This window comes from Micromonospora sp. NPDC005299 (assembly GCF_042872345.1).
Classification (GTDB): domain Bacteria; phylum Actinomycetota; class Actinomycetes; order Mycobacteriales; family Micromonosporaceae; genus Micromonospora.
Genome location: NZ_JBIAKG010000001.1, coordinates 305,033 through 321,345, shown reverse-complemented (window position 1 = coordinate 321,345; position 16,313 = coordinate 305,033). Strand labels below are relative to the sequence as shown.

General features: G+C 74.8%; 17 protein-coding genes. 10 read left to right on the top strand and 7 right to left on the bottom strand.

What is annotated here, in order from left to right:
- Window positions 1-30: 30 nt before the first annotated feature.
- The 3 genes from hisN to aroA form a co-directional block, all read right to left on the bottom strand.
- Window positions 31-849: a histidinol-phosphatase gene (hisN, locus tag ACFYPD_RS01555; RefSeq protein ID WP_387107574.1), complete on the bottom strand. Its 819-nt coding sequence runs from the start codon at window positions 847-849 to the stop codon at window positions 31-33.
- A gap of 60 nt (window positions 850-909) precedes the next feature.
- The gene (gene rsgA / locus ACFYPD_RS01550; protein WP_387109125.1) at window positions 910-1,839 is read right to left on the bottom strand and encodes a ribosome small subunit-dependent GTPase A; all 930 of its coding nucleotides are present in this window, start codon (window positions 1,837-1,839) and stop codon (window positions 910-912) included.
- Between the two features lie 163 nt (window positions 1,840-2,002).
- Window positions 2,003-3,304 (bottom strand): 3-phosphoshikimate 1-carboxyvinyltransferase, encoded by a 1,302-nt coding sequence (aroA, locus tag ACFYPD_RS01545; protein WP_387107571.1) that lies wholly within the window; start codon window positions 3,302-3,304, stop codon window positions 2,003-2,005.
- A 101-nt stretch (window positions 3,305-3,405) separates the two neighbouring features.
- On the opposite strand from aroA, the gene ACFYPD_RS01540 reads away from it, so the two are divergent.
- From ACFYPD_RS01540 to rsrA, 5 genes are all read left to right on the top strand, one after another.
- Window positions 3,406-4,113, top strand: coding sequence for an SOS response-associated peptidase (locus ACFYPD_RS01540; protein WP_387107569.1), 708 nt, complete (start codon window positions 3,406-3,408; stop codon window positions 4,111-4,113).
- A 210-nt stretch (window positions 4,114-4,323) separates the two neighbouring features.
- Window positions 4,324-4,716 (top strand): WhiB family transcriptional regulator, encoded by a 393-nt coding sequence (locus ACFYPD_RS01535; protein WP_355056140.1) that lies wholly within the window; start codon window positions 4,324-4,326, stop codon window positions 4,714-4,716.
- A gap of 100 nt (window positions 4,717-4,816) precedes the next feature.
- Window positions 4,817-5,434, top strand: a complete 618-nt coding sequence (locus ACFYPD_RS01530) for an alpha/beta family hydrolase (RefSeq protein ID WP_387107567.1) — start codon at window positions 4,817-4,819, stop codon at window positions 5,432-5,434.
- Window positions 5,435-5,684: 250 nt separating this feature from the next.
- Window positions 5,685-6,491, top strand: coding sequence for a sigma-70 family RNA polymerase sigma factor (locus tag ACFYPD_RS01525; RefSeq protein ID WP_313718336.1), 807 nt, complete (start codon window positions 5,685-5,687; stop codon window positions 6,489-6,491).
- Between the two features lie 2 nt (window positions 6,492-6,493).
- Window positions 6,494-6,781: a mycothiol system anti-sigma-R factor gene (rsrA, locus tag ACFYPD_RS01520; protein ID WP_151465002.1), complete on the top strand. Its 288-nt coding sequence runs from the start codon at window positions 6,494-6,496 to the stop codon at window positions 6,779-6,781.
- A 100-nt stretch (window positions 6,782-6,881) separates the two neighbouring features.
- On the opposite strand, the gene ACFYPD_RS01515 is transcribed toward rsrA, so the two are convergent.
- Window positions 6,882-6,956, bottom strand: a complete 75-nt coding sequence (locus ACFYPD_RS01515) for a 50S ribosomal protein bL37 (RefSeq protein ID WP_369700219.1) — start codon at window positions 6,954-6,956, stop codon at window positions 6,882-6,884.
- A gap of 228 nt (window positions 6,957-7,184) precedes the next feature.
- Here ACFYPD_RS01515 and ACFYPD_RS01510 point away from each other — a divergent pair, with 228 nt between their 5' ends.
- Window positions 7,185-7,400 (top strand): biotin/lipoyl-binding carrier protein, encoded by a 216-nt coding sequence (locus tag ACFYPD_RS01510; protein ID WP_089012714.1) that lies wholly within the window; start codon window positions 7,185-7,187, stop codon window positions 7,398-7,400.
- On the top strand, window positions 7,397-7,909 hold the full coding sequence (locus ACFYPD_RS01505) for a GNAT family N-acetyltransferase (protein WP_387107565.1): 513 nt from the start codon (window positions 7,397-7,399) through the stop codon (window positions 7,907-7,909). Before ACFYPD_RS01510 ends, ACFYPD_RS01505 begins: the two co-directional genes overlap by 4 nt.
- Before the next feature lie 27 nt (window positions 7,910-7,936).
- Here ACFYPD_RS01505 and ACFYPD_RS01500 read toward each other — a convergent pair whose 3' ends face one another.
- Window positions 7,937-8,506 carry a TetR/AcrR family transcriptional regulator gene (locus tag ACFYPD_RS01500; RefSeq protein WP_387107562.1) on the bottom strand — a complete coding sequence of 190 codons (570 nt, stop codon included), beginning with the start codon at window positions 8,504-8,506 and terminating at the stop codon, window positions 7,937-7,939.
- A gap of 115 nt (window positions 8,507-8,621) precedes the next feature.
- Between ACFYPD_RS01500 and ACFYPD_RS01495 the strand changes: the two genes are divergently transcribed.
- Window positions 8,622-10,214 carry an MDR family MFS transporter gene (locus ACFYPD_RS01495; protein ID WP_387107560.1) on the top strand — a complete coding sequence of 531 codons (1,593 nt, stop codon included), beginning with the start codon at window positions 8,622-8,624 and terminating at the stop codon, window positions 10,212-10,214.
- 68 nt (window positions 10,215-10,282) lie between these two features.
- On the opposite strand, the gene ACFYPD_RS01490 is transcribed toward ACFYPD_RS01495, so the two are convergent.
- Window positions 10,283-11,995 (bottom strand): tetratricopeptide repeat protein, encoded by a 1,713-nt coding sequence (locus tag ACFYPD_RS01490; RefSeq protein ID WP_387107557.1) that lies wholly within the window; start codon window positions 11,993-11,995, stop codon window positions 10,283-10,285.
- Between the two features lie 185 nt (window positions 11,996-12,180).
- Between ACFYPD_RS01490 and ACFYPD_RS01485 the strand changes: the two genes are divergently transcribed.
- A complete protein-coding gene (locus ACFYPD_RS01485) occupies window positions 12,181-13,212 on the top strand; it encodes an SIS domain-containing protein (protein WP_387109122.1) in 1,032 nt (343 codons plus the stop codon).
- 25 nt (window positions 13,213-13,237) lie between these two features.
- On the top strand, window positions 13,238-14,785 hold the full coding sequence (locus ACFYPD_RS01480) for a histidine kinase N-terminal domain-containing protein (protein ID WP_387107555.1): 1,548 nt from the start codon (window positions 13,238-13,240) through the stop codon (window positions 14,783-14,785).
- Window positions 14,786-14,801: 16 nt separating this feature from the next.
- On the opposite strand, the gene ACFYPD_RS01475 is transcribed toward ACFYPD_RS01480, so the two are convergent.
- Window positions 14,802-16,259 carry a glycosyltransferase family 39 protein gene (locus tag ACFYPD_RS01475; RefSeq protein WP_387109119.1) on the bottom strand — a complete coding sequence of 486 codons (1,458 nt, stop codon included), beginning with the start codon at window positions 16,257-16,259 and terminating at the stop codon, window positions 14,802-14,804.
- Between the last annotated feature and the right edge of the window lie 54 nt (window positions 16,260-16,313).

Here is a 16,313-nt window from a genome sequence, read left to right as displayed (position 1 = left end):
CACCTGGCGAGGATAGAGGTTACCGGCGGGTCAGCGCTCGGCCGGCCGGCCGAGCCGGGCCAGGATGTCGTCGTGCAGCGCGCCGTTGCTGGCGACGGCGCTCTGCTCGCCCGAGCCGTCCCCGGCCGGGGACGGCCGCCCGGCCAGGTCGGTGACCGTGCCGCCGGCCTCGGTGACGATCGGGACCAGCGCGGCGATGTCCCAGAGCGACAGCTCCGGCTCCACCATCACGTCCAGGGCCCCCTCGGCCAGCAGCATGTAGCCGTAGAAGTCGCCGTAGGCCCGGCTGCGCCAGGCGTCCCGCATGATCTGGAGCATCGCGTCCAGCCGGCCGGCCTCCTCCCAGCCGGTCAGCGAGGAGTAGCAGAAGCTGGCGTCGGCCAGCGTGGTCACCCCGGAGACCCGGATCGGCGCGCCGGACGCCGCGTCCGGGCCGGCGAAGGCGCCCGTGCCGCGGGCGGCCCACCAGCGCCGGCCGAGCGCCGGGGCGGACACCAGGCCGAGCACCGGCCGGTCACCCTCCAGCAGCGCGATCAGGGTGGCCCACACGGGTACGCCCCGGACGAAGTTCTTGGTGCCGTCGATCGGGTCGACGACCCAGCGCCGCCCGTTGGTGCCGGTGGCGGGCAGTTCGCCGTACTCCTCGCCGAGCAGGCCGTCGCCGGGCCGGTGGGCGGCGAGCAGGGCCCGGATCTCCCGCTCCACGGCGGTGTCCGCGTCCGAGACCGGGGTCAGGTCGGGCTTCGACTCGACCCGCAGGTCAAGGGCCCGGAACCGGGCCGTGGCGACCGCGTCGGCGGTGTCCGCGAGCCGGTGGGCGAGGGCGAGGTCGTCGGCGTACCCGGTCATGCCGGACACGCTAGCGACGCCCGTGTCGCCATGACCGGCGGGTGGCCCGGGTTCCGCCGGTCAGGAACCGGCGAGCGGGTCGCCCGGGTTCCGCTCGGGCTCGCGCGGGTCGCCCTCGCCGCTGCGGGAGGCCAGCAGCCGGCGGTACGAGGCCAGCCGGCGCGGGTCCGCCTTGCCGGCGGCCACCCAGGCGTCCAGCGCGCAGTCCGCCTCCTCGGCGGTGTGCTGGCAGTTCGCCGGGCAGTCGACCGTCGCCTCCACCAGGTCGGGGAAGCCGTGCAGCAGGCTCTCCGCGGAGACGTGCGCCAGCCCGAAACTGCGTACGCCCGGGGTGTCGATGATCCAGCCCGGCTCGCCGTCGGCGAGCGGGGGCAGCCCGAGCGCGACGGCGCTGGTCGAGGTGTGCCGGCCCCGGCCGATCGCGCTGACCGTGCCGACCGCCCGGTCGGCCTCCGGGACGAGGCGGTTGACCAGCGTCGACTTGCCCACCCCGGAGTGCCCCACCATCACCGAGACCCGCCCGGCGAGCAGCGCGCGCAGCGCGGCCAGGTCGGAGTCCGGCCGGATCAGCACGTACGGCAGCTCCAGCTCGGTGTAGTAGCCGAGCACCGTCTCGGGGCCGGCCAGGTCGGCCTTGGTCAGGCAGAGCAGCGGCTCGATGCCGGCGTCGTACGCGGCCACCAGGCAGCGGTCGATGAACCCGGTGCGGGGCGGCGGGTCGGCCAGCGCGCTGACGATCACGAGCTGGTCGGCGTTCGCCACGACCACCCGTTCCAGCCGCCCCTCGGCGGTGGTGGCGTCGTCTTCCGCCGTCCGCCGCAGCACCGAGCGGCGTTCGGTGATCCGGACGATCCGGGCCAGCGCGCCGGCGGCGCCCGAGGTGTCGCCGACCAGGCCCACCCGATCGCCCACCACCACCGACTTGCGGCCCAACTCGCGGGCCCGCATCGCGGTCACGGTCGGGGAGTCGGGCCCGGCGTCGGGGAACACGCAGGTGTAGCGCCCCCGGTCGACGGCGATCACGAACCCGTCCACGGCGTCCTCGTGACGGGGCCGGGTGCGCGTACGCGGGCGCGACGACCTACCGGGTCGGACCCGGACGTCGTCCTCGTCGTACTCCCGCCGCTTCGTCGCCAGGACCGTCCCCCCGTCGTCAGCTCTTGCCGGTCACCATCCCTGACCATAGTGCCGGGAACTCCGGCATGGTCTTGGAGGTGCACGAGACGTCGTCGACCTCGATGCCGGGGACCGCCAGCCCGGCCACCGCCGCGGCGTGCGCCATCCGGTGGTCGTCGTAGGTCCGGAAGGTCCCGCCGCGCAGCGGGCGGGGCCGGATCTCCAGCCCGTCGGTGGTCTCGGTGAGGTCCGCGCCGAGCGCGGTGAACTCCTTGGCCAGGGCGGCGACCCGGTCGGTCTCGTGCCCCCGGATGTGCCCCACGCCGGTCAGCCGGGACGGGGAGTCGGCGAGCATGGCCAGCGCGGTCAGCACCGGGGTCAGCTCGCCGACGTCGGACAGGTCGGCGTCCAGCCCGCGGACCGTGCCGGTGCCCCGCACGGTCAGCCCGGCGGTGCCCAGCGTCACCTCGCCGCCCATTCGGTGCAGCAGCCCGCGCAGCTGCTCGACCGGCTGGAGGCTGCTGCGTGGCCAGCCCTGGAGGGTCACCTCGCCGCCGGTGACCAGGGCGGCGGCGAAGAACGGCGCCGCTCCGGAGAGGTCCGGCTCGATCTCCCAGCCGCGCCCGGTCAGCGGGCCGGGCTCGACCGCCCAGACGTCGGGCGTGGTGTCGTCGACCGCCGCGCCGGCGGCGCGCAGCATCTGCACGGTCATCCGCAGGTGCGGCGCGGACGGCACCGGCGGCCCCTCGTGCCGGACCACCACGCCCCGGTCGAAGCGCGGCCCGGCCAGCAGAAGCCCGGAGACGAGCTGGCTGGAGGCGGAGGCGTCGATGACCACCTCGCCGCCGGTGACCCGGCCGGCGCCGAGGACGACCAGCGGCAGGCTGCCGGTCGGCGGGGCGTCGATGCGGACGCCGAGGGAGCGCAGCGCGTCGATCAGCGGGCCGAGCGGGCGGGTCCGGGCGTGCGGGTCGCCGTCGAAGGTGACCCGGCCCTCGGCCAGGCCGGCCACCGGCGGCAGGAACCGCATCACCGTGCCGGCCAGGCCGACGTCGACGTGCGCCGGGCCGACCAGCGGGTGCGGCCGGACCAGCCAGCGGTCGTCGTCGGAGACGGACATGTGCGCGCCCAGCTCACGCAGGCCGCCGGCCATCAACTCGGTGTCGCGGGCGCGCAGCGGCCGGTCGAGCGTCGACGGCCCGCTGGCCAGCGCGCCGAGCACCAGGGCCCGGGCGGTCATCGACTTGGAGCCGGGCAGGCGCAGCGTCGCGGCGACCGGGTCGCTCGCGGTCGGCGCGGTCCACGGCTGCGGCGGCCGCGTCGCGGTCAGATTCCCCACGCTCACATTCTGCCAACTCCGCAGGCCGGTGGAACCGCCCGTCGTGCCTGCTCCCGGTTGGCGGGACAGCCGGAACGTCGGCGGCGGGTTAGCGTTGCGCCATGTGCGGGAGGTACGCGATGGCCCGGAGCGCGGGCGACCTGAGCGCGCTCTTCGAGTCGTCCGACGAGACCGGCGGGGTCGGCCCGGACTTCAACGTCGCCCCGACCGATCCCGTGCCGCTGGTCCGGCTGGCTCCGGAGGGGCACCGGCTGCTGTCCGTCGGCCGCTGGGGGCTGGTGCCGCACTGGTCCCGCACCGCCACGGGCGCCGCCCGCATGATCAACGCGCGGGTGGAGACGATCGCCACCAGCCGGGCGTACGCCCCGTCGTTCGCCCGCCGGCGCTGCCTGGTCCCGGCCGACGGCTGGTACGAGTGGGTGCGGCAGGCCGACGGCCGGCGGCAGCCCTACTTCATGACCCCGCGCGACGGCTCCGTGCTGGCCTTCGCCGGCATCTGGTCGGTCTGGGAGCCGGCCGGGGAGGCCCGGCTCACCTTCAGCGTGCTGACCACCGCGGCGGTCGGCGAGCTGGCCGAGGTGCACGACCGCATGCCGCTGCTGCTGCCCCGGGAGCGCTGGGCGTCCTGGCTCGGCCCCACCGCCGAGCCCGCTGAGCTGCTCGCGCCGCCCGCGCCGGCCTGGCTCGCCGGGCTGGAGATCCGCCCGGTCTCGCCGGCGGTCGGCGACGTCCGCAACGACGGCCCGGAGCTGACCGCCCGGGTCCCCCTGGCGCGCGCGGAGGCCGATACGGAAATGACCCTGTTCTGATCACGCTCAGCACATTGTCGTGTGCTGATTTGCCGGGGTTGCGCCTGAAACGTCGCCCGGCCGTTTAGCCATGTTTACCGAAGGCCCTTGTCCCCGCCTGCGCAAGTGCGATAGAACACAGCGCCGGTGTTGGGCGTCTGTTCGCACGGGGCGGATGACACCCATCGATCATTCATGATCATTGCCGGTCCCACGGGGGAGGTGGGTGTATTGACACGGGCACGCATGCCCCGCCCGCACGAGGTGGCCGCCGCGCGGCGAGATCCGCGATTGCTGCGGGCCCTGCGCGAGCGGCGCCACGACGAGGCGTGGCGGACCAGAGGAACCTGCCAGAGCGTGGATCCGGAGACGTTCTTTCCGGCGCCCAACGAACCGGCCGACGCGGCCGTGGCGCTCTGCCGCAGTTGCGACGTTCAGGGGTCCTGCCTCGCCTGGGCCCTGGAGGTGGGCGACTGCCACGGCGTCTGGGGCGGCACCACACCGCGCGAGCGGCGGGCCATGCTGGTCGCCTGGCGCAGCGAGGTGCAGCCGGATCCGGACGCGCTCGACGAGGCCGGCCCGCCGGTCCGCGACCGCCTGCTCACGCTGGTGCCGTCGAGCTGACTCCGTTTCGCCGTCGCCCGCGTTTCCCCGTCGGAAACGCGGGCGCCGCGTTTCCGCACCTGGCGGCCGTCGCGGCCCGGGCCGCACGCAGAATGGGCCGGTGCGGCACAGCGACGAGATCGGGACACCCCGCGGACCGGCCATGGTCCACACCGACCTGCCGGCGGCCGGCGGCGTCACCATGCTGGTGCTCGGTCACGGGGCCGGCGGCGACGTGGACGCCCCGGATCTGGTGGCGGTCCGGGACGCGGTGATCGGCGCCGGGGCGGGCGTGGTCCGGGTGACCCAGCCGTACCGGGTCGCCGGCCGGCGCGCCCCCGCCCCCGCCGGACACCTCGACGAGGCGTGGACGGCGGTGCTGGCCGAACTCCGGACCCGCCACCCGGAGGCGGCCCGCTGGGTGGTCGGCGGCCGGTCCAGCGGCGCCCGGGTCGCCTGCCGCACCGCCCGCACGGTCGGCGCCGCCGGCATCGTCGCGCTGGCGTTCCCGCTGCACCCCCCGGGGCGGCCGGAGCGCTCGCGAGCCGAGGAACTGCGCACCGGCCTGCCCACGCTGGTGGTCAACGGCGACCGGGACCCGTTCGGGGTGCCCGAGCCCGGCCCCGGCGTCGAGGTGATGACCCGCCCGGGGGAGCGGCACGACCTGCGCGGCGACCCGGCGACCACAGCAGCCGTCGTCCGCGACTGGCTGCGCGCCCACGGCTGGCTTCCCGCCTGAGGCACGGCGGGAGGGGCGACACGCGGCCGCGGAGGGGTCGGCGTGACCGTCGGTGGCGGCGGGTCGTTGCTACGGATGGTGTCGGGCGTCCGGTTCGGGCGTCCGGGGCCACCCTCCCAGGCCCTTCCTGGTCCCAGCGTCGGTCGCGGCCGAGGCCGGGGCCAGGAACGGGTGGGGCGGCGTGGAATGTCCGGCCCGGCGGCGAGCGTTACTACTCCCGGATGACTTTTCCAGCCGAGAGGGGTGACCGGTGCCGACCGAGACACGCAGCCGGGAGCGGGACGAACGGGACGCGCGGCAGCTCAAGCGGCTGCTCGACGCGCCGGACTGGCCCGCGACGGCGTCGGCCGTGAGCACCAGCACACAGTCCGGAAGTGAATCTGCCGACAGGTGGGTACGCGTATCCTCGGCGGGAAAGCATCCGACGCGAGGGGACGTGCGGTTGACGACCGAGAAGACGGACGAGCGCAGGGCCCGCTTCGAGCGGGACGCGATGCCCTTCGTCGACCAGCTCTACGCTGCCGGGCTGCGGATGACCCGCAACCCGGCGGATGCCGAGGACCTGGTCCAGGAGACGTACCTGAAGGCGTACGCCGCCTTCCACCAGTTCGAGCAGGGCACGAACCTGAAGGCCTGGTTGTACCGGATCCTGACCAACACCTACATCAACTCCTACCGGAAGCGGCAGCGCCAGCCCGTGCAGGCGCCCACGGACGAGATCACCGACTGGCAGCTCGCCGAGGCGGAGTCGCACACGTCCAGCGGGCTGCGCTCGGCGGAGACCGAGGCGCTGGACCGGCTGCCGGACAGCGACGTCAAGGAGGCCCTCCAGCAGTTGCCGGAGGAGTTCCGCATGGCGGTCTACCTGACCGACGTCGAGGGCTTCTCCTACAAGGAGGTCGCCGACGTCATGGGCACCCCGATCGGCACGGTGATGTCGCGGCTGCACCGCGGCCGTCGTAATCTGCGCAAGCTGCTCGAGCAGTACGCGGCGGAGCGGGGTTTCACCTCCGCGCCGTCGAAGGGTTCGACCGCCGCCGCCAGCCGGGAGGTGTGACCGTGAGCTGTGGACAGCCGCACGAGACGGACTGCCGTGAGGTGCTCGCCGAGGTCTACCTCTACCTGGACCTGGAGTGCGGTGAGGAGCGCCGCGTCCTCATCCGGGAGCACTTGGAGGAGTGCGGGCCCTGCCTGCACGAGTACGGCATCGAGCAGGAGGTGAAGGCGCTGGTCGCCCGCTGCTGCGGCAACGAGACCGCGCCGGAGCAGTTGCGCGAGCGGCTGCGGGTCCGCCTGACCGAGCTGGTGGTCTTCGAGACCACCGAGTCCCGCGAGCTGGCCGACTGACGGCAGCGGGCACGAGCTGAAGACACCGGTGGCCCGGGTCCGTCTGGACCCGGGCCACCGGTGTGTCCGGCCCGGGGGCCGGCACCGCTCTGATCCGGGATCAGGAGTTGGGGCGCTTGCCGTGGTTGGCGCCGCTCTTCTTCCGGGCCTTCTTCTTGCGGGCCTTCTTCGCCATGCTCTGCCTCCTTGTGCTGGTCACGGTCCGGCCGCGGGCGAGCGCGGCGGAGGTCGCGTACCGGTTCCCGGGCGCCGGGAACCGACCGCGCTGATGCTAGTGCCGACGGCGGTCGCCGGGGACCGGCGGGGGCGGAACCGGCGTGCCGGGCGCGCTGTGCCGGGGCGTGAGCGGGCTCATGATTGGATACCGTTCGCAGGAACAGCGGTGGAGAGGGAGGGCCCGGAGATGGCCGAGGAGATCCGCGCCGAGATGGTGGCGAACGTCTGGAAGGTCGTCGCGTCGGCCGGGGACACCGTGTCCGAGGGGGACACGCTGGTGATCCTGGAGTCGATGAAGATGGAGATCCCGGTGATCGCCGAGTCCGACGGCGTGGTGCAGCAGATCGCGGTCAACGAGGGCGACGTCGTGCAGGACGGTGACCTGATCGCGGTGATCGGTTGACCGGGCTTCAGGTCCGTCGGGCGGAGCCGGCCGACTTCCCGGCGGTGGCCCGCCTGACGGTCGCCGCGTACGAGGCCGACGGGCAGCTCAAGGGCGAGACCGGCTACGCGCCGGTGCTGGCCGACGTGGCGACCCGGGCGGAGACCGGTGAGGTGCTGGTCGCCGTCGACGACATCACCGGTGAGGTGGTGGGCGCCGTGACGTTCGTGCTGCCCGGCACCCCGTACGCCGAACTCGCCGGCCCGGGTGAGGCCGAGTTCCGGATGCTCGCCGTCGACCCGGCCGCGCAGGGCCGGGGCGCCGGGGCGGTCCTGGTCGGGGCGTGCGTGGCGCGCGCCACCGAGCTGGGCTGCTCGGCCGTGGTGATCTGCGTACGCAACGGGATGGCCCCCGTCGCGCAGCGGCTCTACGGGCGGCTGGGCTTCGTGCGGGTGCCGGAGAAGGACTGGACCCCGCTGCCCGGGGTGGAGTTGCTCGGCCTGCGCCTGGACCTGACGCGCCCCGCCTGACCCGGGCCGGCCCGCCGGCGGCCCCGGTCAGGAGGCGTCGGCGATCCTCGCGAGCAGCTCGTCGGCGACCTCGAGGGCGATCTTCTTGCGCTCGTCGTCGCTGATGCCGGGGGTGCGGACCGCGAACCAGCTGCTGTGCACGGCGAACAGGGTCAGGGTGGCGCGCAGCTGGGCGGCCGGCGAGTCGTCGCCCCGGCACAGCTCGTGCGCCAGCCGCATCATCCGGTCGCGCATCTGCTGCCCGGCGGCGAGGCTCTTGAGCACTGTCTGGTTCTGTTCGAAGAACCGCATCACCGTGGGCAGCTCACCGGCGAACATCGCGTCGGCGTACCGGCTCAGCAGCGCGCGCCGGGTCGCCAGGGTCGCCGGCTGGGTGCCGGCCCACTCGATCAGCTCGTCCATCCGGCGCAGCCGGTCGTCGACGAAGCTGCTGACGATCTCGTCCTTGCTCCTGAAGTGGTAGTAGAGGGCGGCCTTGGTCACGCCGAGGCGCTCGGCGATCTCCCGGAGCGAGGTCTTCTCGTACCCCTGCTCGGTGAAGAGCTCCAGCGCGACGGCCTGGATGCGTTGCCGCGTGCCGCCTGTGCTCTCCCTCACCCGCGCACCACCCAATTCGCTTGACGGTTCCTACTGACCAACTTACCGTCCGGCTAGTAAGGTAACTAGCCGGACGGCAAGTAAGTAGGTCACAGATCTTCGGGGGAGCTTACCCATGACTCAACAAGCCCAGGCGACGGTGCGGCCCAACATCCGGGTCGTCCTGTTCGGTCTGATGATCGCGATGATGCTCGCGATGCTCGACAACATGATCGTCAGCACCGCGCTGCCTCGGATCGTCTTCGAATTCGGCGGGGCGGACCACTTCACCTGGGTGGTCACGGCGTACGTGCTGGGCACCACGGTCTCCACCCCGATCTGGGGCAAGCTGGGTGACCTCTACGGCCGCAAGGCCGTGTTCCTGACCTCGGTGGTCGTCTTCCTGGTCGGCTCCGCGCTCTGCGGCATGTCCGGGTCCAGCGTCTTCGGCGGCGTCGACACCGGCATGATCGAACTGATCGCCTTCCGGGCTGTCCAGGGTCTCGGCGCCGGCGGCCTGATGGTCGGTGTCATGGCGATCATCGGTGACCTGGTGCCGCCCCGCGAGCGGGGTCGCTACCAGGGCATGATCGCCGGCATCATGGCCATCGCCATGGTGGCCGGCCCGCTCGTCGGCGGTTTCATCACCGACCACCTCTCCTGGCGCTGGGCGTTCTACGTCAACCTGCCGCTCGGCGGCGCGGCCCTGCTCGTGCTCGCCACCACCATGCACCTGCCGAAGTACCGCACCGAGCACAAGATCGACTGGCTGGGCGCCGCGCTGCTCTCCGTCGGCATCACCGCGATCGTGCTGGTCACCACGTGGGGCGGCAACGAGTACGACTGGGCGTCCCCGCAGATCCTCGGCCTCGCCGCGCTCGCGCTGGTCGCGCTGGTCGCCTTCGGCCTGGTCGAGCGGCGGGCCCCCGAGCCGATCCTGCCGCTGGCCCTGTTCGCCAACCGGAACTTCACCCTCATCTCGGTGATCGGCTTCCTGCTGGGCTTCGCCATGTTCGGCGCGATGAACTTCCTGCCGCTCTACCAGCAGACCGTGCAGGGCGCCTCGGCCACCAACAGCGGCCTGCTGCTGCTCCCGCTGATGTTCGGCATGCTGGTGGTCTCGCTCGGGGTCGGCCGGGCCATCACCAAGACCGGGCGCTACCGGGCCTTCCCGATCGTCGGCGGCGTGGTGATGACCGTGGGCATGGGCCTGCTGACCCGGCTCGACCTGGGCACCAGCAAGACCGTCTCCTCGCTCTACATGGTGGTGCTCGGCGTCGGCATGGGCTTCCTCATGCAGACCTCGATGCTGATCGCGCAGAACAGCGTGGAGCAGAAGGACCTGGGCGCGGCGAGCGGCGCGGCCACCTTCTTCCGGTCCATCGGCGGCTCGTTCGGTGTCTCGCTCTTCGGCGCGATCTTCGCCAACCGGCTCGCCGACTCCGCCGCCGGTCCGGCCTTCGCCGGTGGGGGCGGTGGCGAGGGCGGCGCCATGAACCTGGAGAAGCTCAAGGAACTCGCCGGCCCGGTGCGGGAGGCCGTGCTCGGCGGGCTCTCCGACGCCATCTCGCACGTCTTCTTCTGGGCGGTCTTCTTCACCGTGGCGGTGCCGGTGCTCGCCTGGTTCATCAAGGAGGTGCCGCTGCGCTCGACGAACGACGCGCCGCCGGCCGACGCCACCCCGGAGGACCAGGCCGAGGCCGCCCTCGGCAAGGCCCCCGTCGCCTGACCCACCCGCCGCGGCCACGCCGACCCGCCATCGGGTACGGCGTGGCCGCGCCGCGTCTCCGGGTGTCCTCAGCGGTGACGGAGGAGCGTGACGAGGCGGCGCCAGAGGCGGCGGAGGAACCCCGGCCGGGTGGCCGGGGCGGCGCCGCTGATCAGGGCGTCGGCCACGGTGCGGGTGGACGGGTCGAGGTCCGGGGTGGCCAGCGCCAGGTGGGCCAGCGACACCGCGATCGGCACCCGGCGCTCGCGGGCCACGGCCGCCACGCCGGCGAGCCGCTCGGCCACCATCCGGGCCACGTCGGCGCGGACCGCGGGATCCACCCAGGCGGCCGTGACCAGGGCGAACAGCGCCGCCTCGGTGACCCAGTCCGCCACGCCCCAGACCAGCTCCAGCAGTACCCGGCGCCGGGTCGACTCCGCCCACGGCTCGTCGGTGCGGTGGTGCAGCAGGCCGAGGCAGGCCCAGACCTGCACGGACCGCACCCAGAGCGACGGGTCCTGGCCGGCCAGCACCCGCCCGAGGGCGGTGGCCGGCGCGGCCGGCGGGTGCACCAGCAGGCCGAGCAGGTCGGCGAGGTCCAGGGTGGCCAGTCCCACCGCGGCGTCGTACGCGGCCGGCGGGTGCGGCCAGGCCGGGTGGGCGAGTTGCCGGACCCGTTCCGCCGCCTCGGCCGAGGGGGTGGGCAGGGTGGGCGCGGCCACCGTGCCGTCGTACCGCCAGAGCGGGCAGGTGGTGGCCCGGCGGGGTTCGCGCGGGTCCGGGTCGGCCACCGCCGCCTGCGGCGGCGCGTCCGGCACCGGCCCGCCGGCCGGGGTCACCTGGCCGAGCCAGGGGCGGCCGCGGCAGCACTCGGCCAGGTCGCCGTGCTCGTGGGTGTCGTCGGGGTGGTCCCGGACGAAGTCGGCGAGGGCCACCAGGTGGGCCACGTCCCCGTCGCGCTGGAAGCGCAGCCGGTGGGCGGTGTGCACGGCGCAGTCGAAGGTCGGGTCCTTGGCCAGGGCCCGGTCGATCCAGCCCAGCGCCTCGTCGAGCCGGCCGTGGTCCGCCAGCGTGCCGGCGATGTCGGCGTAGACCGCCAGGTCGTCGGGGTCGAGGGCCACGGCCCGCTCCAGCGCGGCGAGCGCATCCCGGGTCCGGCCGGCGCTGCGGTACGCGTAACCGAGCCACACCTCGCCGAGTTTGGTGGGCTGTGCGCGTACCCCTCGGGAGGCCCAGGTGACGGCGAGGGCGACCTCGCCGAGGCGCCGGGCCAGCGCGGACGCCGCGCCCAGCAGCAGCGGGTGGGCCGGGTGCACGGTGACCGCGTTGCGGGCCAGGGTGAGGTACGGGCGCAGCGGGTCGCGCAGCCGGCGGGGGACCGGGTCGGGCGCGGTCGCGCAGACCTGCATGAGGATCCGGGCGGTGCGCTCGGGGTCGAGCCGTTCGGGCAGATCGGGCGCGGTCACCCAGGGCACGGCCGCCCACTCGGCGGCGGGGGCGTAACCGGTCGCCGCGGCCAGCAGGTCGAGCCCCTCGGCGGGGCGGCCGGCAGCGGCGAGCAGGTGGGCCCGGGCCACCACCGCGCCGACGAAGGCGTGGTGGCCGAGCGGGAAGAGGTCCAGGTCGCCGCCGCTGGCCGCGGCGAGCCGGGCGAGCGTCTCGTGCACCTCGGGCAGCGTGGGGGCCTGGACGAGGGCGGCGGCCACGTGGCCGGCGGCGTGCCGGAGGTCCCCCTCGGCCAGCGCCAGCCGGGCCAGCGCCAGTTCCTCCTCCGCCGAGAGCGCGGGGTCGTCCTCGGGCACGTCGTCCTCTCGGGTGTTCGGGTCCGCCAGCCGGGCAAGCCTAGGGGATCATGCGGCCGGATGGTGATCCACTGCGCACTACTGTTCGTTCCGTTGCCTGTATCCGCTGAAAGGTGCAAGACTGAGCACCGAACGCGCGGCAATCGCGCAAGAGGGGGTCTTCCGTGACGCGTCCAGGGGCCGGGATGGCCGCCGACATCGACGAGCAGCCGGCCGGCTACGACCGCCTGCTCTCCGCCGAGCACGCCGGGGCGATCGCCCGGGTCGCGGCGGTGATCGCCGAGCGCCGGCCCCGCCACGTGGTCTTCACCGCCCGAGGCACCTCCGACCACGCGGCGCTCTACGCCGCCTACCTCACCGAGATCCGGCTCGGCCTGCCCGCCGGGCTCGCCTCGCCCAGCGCCGTCACCGTCTTCGGCGCCCGGCCGGACCTCTCCGACGCCCTGGTGGTCGGGGTCAGCCAGAGCGGCGGCTCGCCCGACCTGGCCGAGGTGCTGCGGGTGGCCCGGGAGTCCGGCGCGCTCACCCTGGCCGTGACCAACAACCCCGACTCGCGCCTGGTGGGCACCGCCGAGCTGAGCGTGGACATCGCCGCGGGGCACGAGCGGGCCGTCGCGGCCACCAAGACCTACACCGCCGAGCTGCTCGCGCTGCTCATGCTCGTCGAGGGGGTACGCGCCGGCGACGGCGTGCTCCCCGCCGAGGAGCGGGAAGCCCTGGCCCGCCTGCCCGAGCTGGCCGAGCGCACCCTGTCCGACGCCACCCCGGCCCAGCTCGCCCCGCGCTACCGGTTCGCCGCCCAGCTCGTCACCACCGGCCGGGGCTACGCGTACCCGACGGCCCGCGAGGCGGCGCTGAAGCTGATGGAGACCTCCTACCTGCCGGCGCTCGCCTTCTCCGGCGCCGACCTGCTGCACGGCCCGCTCGCCATGACCGACCCGGACGTGCCGGTGCTCGCCGTGGTCGGCTCCGGCCCCGGCGGGCGGTCGATGCGCGAGGTGCTGCCCCGGCTCGGCGAGCGCCGTGCCGACGTCGTGGTGGTCGGCTCCGCCGAGGTCGAGGCGACCGCCCGGATGGCCGTGCCCGAGGTCGACGAGCGGTACGCGCCGCTGCTCGACATCCTGCCGCTCCAGCGGCTCGCCCTGGCCCTGGCCCTGACCCGGGGCGAGGACCCGGACGCCCCGCGCGGGTTGAAGAAGGTCACGGCGACGATGTGAGTCCCGGCGTGGCACGCTGTTCAGCGTGTCCACCCTCCGTGACCTCGCCGAGGAGCACACCTCGCTCCGGCCGGCCGACATCGACCACCTGCACCGGATCGCCGGCGACTGGCAGCTCCTCTCCGACCTGTCCTTCGCCGACCTGCTGCTCTGGGTGCCGGTCGACGGTGACGGCACGTTCCTCTGCGTGGCGCAGGTCCGCCCGACGACCGCGCCGACCGCGTACCTCGACGACCAGGTCGGCCGGATCGTCGGCGGGCCGGAGGTGGCGCACCTGGAGGTCGCCCACCGGCAGGGCCGGATCTGGCGGGAGGGCGACCCGGTCTGGTACGGCGACGTGCCCGCCCGGCACGAGGCCATCCCGGTGCGGCTGCGCACCGCCGACGGGGAGTCCGGCGAGGTCGTGGCGGTGGTCGGCCGGGACACCAACCTCTCCACCGCGCGCACGCCCAGCCAGCTCGAACTGAACTACCTGACCACCGCCGACGACCTGGCCCAGATGATCGCCGACGGCACCTTCCCGCCGCCCCGGCACCCGGGCGAGACCACCTCGGCGCCCCGGGTCGGCGACGGCCTGGTCCGGCTGGACGCCAATGGCAAGGTCACCTACGCCAGCCCCAACGCGCAGTCCGCGTACCGCCGGTTGGGCTACGCCTCCCATCTGGTGGGGGAGGACCTGGCCAAGCTGCACCGCCGGCTCGCCGGCGACCCGCTGGAGGGCACCGACGCCGGCAACGCGGTGCTCGCCGCGCTGCGCGGCGAGGCCCCGCCCCGGCGGGAGATCGACGCCCGGGGCGCCACCATGCTCACCCGGGCGCTGCCGCTGATGCCCGCGGGCGTGCCGATCGGCGCCCTGGTGCTGGTCCGCGACATCACCGAGGTACGCCGCCGCGACCGCGCCCTGATCACCAAGGACGCCACCATCCGGGAGATCCACCACCGGGTGAAGAACAACCTCCAGACCGTCGCCGCGCTGCTCCGCCTCCAGGCCCGCCGGGTGGCCATGCCCGAGGCTCGGGTCGCCCTGGAGGAGTCGGTACGCCGGGTCGCCTCCATCGCGCTGGTCCACGAGACGCTCTCCCTGTCCAGCGACGAGGCGGTCGAGTTCGACGGCATCGTCGACCGGGTGGCCAGCGCGGCCACCGAGGTGGCGGCCACCGAGGTGACCGTCGGCATGCGCCGCCAGGGCAGCTTCGGCGTGCTGCCCGCCGAGATCGCCACCTCGCTGGTGATGGTCCTCAACGAGCTGCTGCTCAACGCCGTCGAGCACGGCTTCCCGCCAGCCGGCGAGGAGGGCGAGCCCGGCCCCGCGGGCGCGCCGGAGCCCGCGGTGGTGGTCACCGCGCACCGGTTCCGCAAGCAGTTGCACGTCTCGGTCGCCGACAACGGCCGTGGCCTGCCCGCGCACTTCGACGCCGAGAAGGGCGGCAACCTCGGCCTCCAGATCGTCCGGGCCCTGGTCACCGGCGAGCTGCGCGGCACCATCGAGCTGCGCAACGGCACCAAGGGCGGCACCGAGGCCATGCTGGTCGTCCCCCTGGCCCGCGGCACCGCCGACCGACTCGCCGGCTGACCGGCTTCCGCCCGGGTCACCGGGTGAGCAGGGCGACCGTGAGGCCGGGGCGGGGCCACACCTGGCGGACCGTGAAGGCGTCGCGCAGGGCGTCGCCCTTGGCGCCGGGCACCGCCGCCAGCGGGTCGGCGCGCCGGCCGGTGACCACCAGCCAGACCCGGTCCACGCCGGCCAGGCACTCCGCCGGGCGGTCGCACTCGGCCGCCCAGAGGTCCGCGCGCTGCCGCTGGTCGCGCACCACCAGCACGTCGCGCGGCCGTCGCGCCCCCAGGTGGTACGCCAGGCCGAGGTCCGGAAAGAGCCAGCTGTTCCGGGGCGAGTAGACGATCGCGTCGCCCGGCTGCTGGTGGTCAGCGACGATCCGGGCCACGCCCGCGTAGTCCACCGGGGCGGTCCGCGGCCACTCGTGGGTGCGCCGCAGCGCCGCCTGGTCCGGCAGCCCGAGCAGGCCGGCCAGGGTCACGACGGCCAGCGCCGGCGCCAGCCGTACGCCGGCCAGCGCCGCCCCGGCCAGCAGGCCGGCGAACGGCACCGTGAAGATGAGGTACCGGGTCACCCAGAGCGGCACCGCCGTGCCGGCGGCGAAGAGCAGCAGCACCGGCAGCAGGACGGCCGCCCCCGGCAGCAGCGCCCGCCGGCCGAGGCGGGCCGCCCCCAGTGCGGCGAGGCCGACGAGCACGCCGCCGACCACCCCGCTCTGCGCCACCGCGCCGGGCAGCGCGGCCAGGTCGTCGACGCGGACCAGGCGTACCCAGTCGAGTTGGCGGCCGCGCTGGCCCCGGGCCACCAGCACCAGCGGGGCGACCAGCACGGCCGCCGGGAGCAGCGCCACCAGCCACCGCCACAGCACGCCGGCCCGGGCGGCCGGGGTGGCCGGGCCGGTCCGATCGGGAGGCGGGTCGAGTCCGGCCGCCGAGAGTCCGCGCCCGGCGACCACGAGCACCACGAGGGCGTGCGCGGCGAGCAGGGTGAACGCGATCAGGTGGAGCAGCCCGAGCGCGGCGACGGCGAGGGCGTACCCGGCCCAGCGCCGCCACGTCGGCCGACGCAGCGCGTCGACGAGCAGCAGGGTGGCGAGCACGGCGAGCAGGGTGGCCGGTGCGTAAGGGCGGGCCTCCTGGCCGTACCGGGAGGTGGCCGGCAGCACGGCGAGGAGGAGCCCGGCGAGCAGCCCGGCCCGGGCGCCGAGCAGCCGGGCGCCGAGCCGGGCGGTGAGCGCGGCGGCCCCGGCCATGGCCAGCGCGGACGGCAGCCGCAGCGCCGTCGGCGAGGTCCCGGCGAGCGCGGTCCAGCCGTGCATGAGCAGGTAGTACGGCCCGGTCGCGGCGTCGATCGTGCCGGCCAGCCGGGCCAGGTCGGGGACCGGGCGGCTGGCGGCGCTCCAGGTCGCCAGCTCGTCCCGCCACGGCTGTGCGTGCCCGATCCCGGCGCCGGTGACCACCAGGGTGAGGAGGCCGGGGATCGCCCACACCAGCCAGTCCCGGCGGCCGTGGGGGGGTGTGGGCTCGGCGGGCGGGGTCACATTCCG

What these genes read in the sequence shown, in the direction of transcription:
- ACFYPD_RS01510 (WP_089012714.1), top strand. Translation starts at nt 7,185, where the DNA reads ATGGCCGAGGAGATCCGCGCCGAGATGGTGGCGAACGTCTGGAAGGTC.
- ACFYPD_RS01485 (WP_387109122.1), top strand. Translation starts at nt 12,181, where the DNA reads ATGGCCGCCGACATCGACGAGCAGCCGGCCGGCTACGACCGCCTGCTC.
- hisN (WP_387107574.1), bottom strand. Translation starts at nt 849, where the DNA reads ATGACCGGGTACGCCGACGACCTCGCCCTCGCCCACCGGCTCGCGGAC.
- ACFYPD_RS01495 (WP_387107560.1), top strand. Translation starts at nt 8,622, where the DNA reads ATGACTCAACAAGCCCAGGCGACGGTGCGGCCCAACATCCGGGTCGTC.
- ACFYPD_RS01540 (WP_387107569.1), top strand. Translation starts at nt 3,406, where the DNA reads ATGTGCGGGAGGTACGCGATGGCCCGGAGCGCGGGCGACCTGAGCGCG.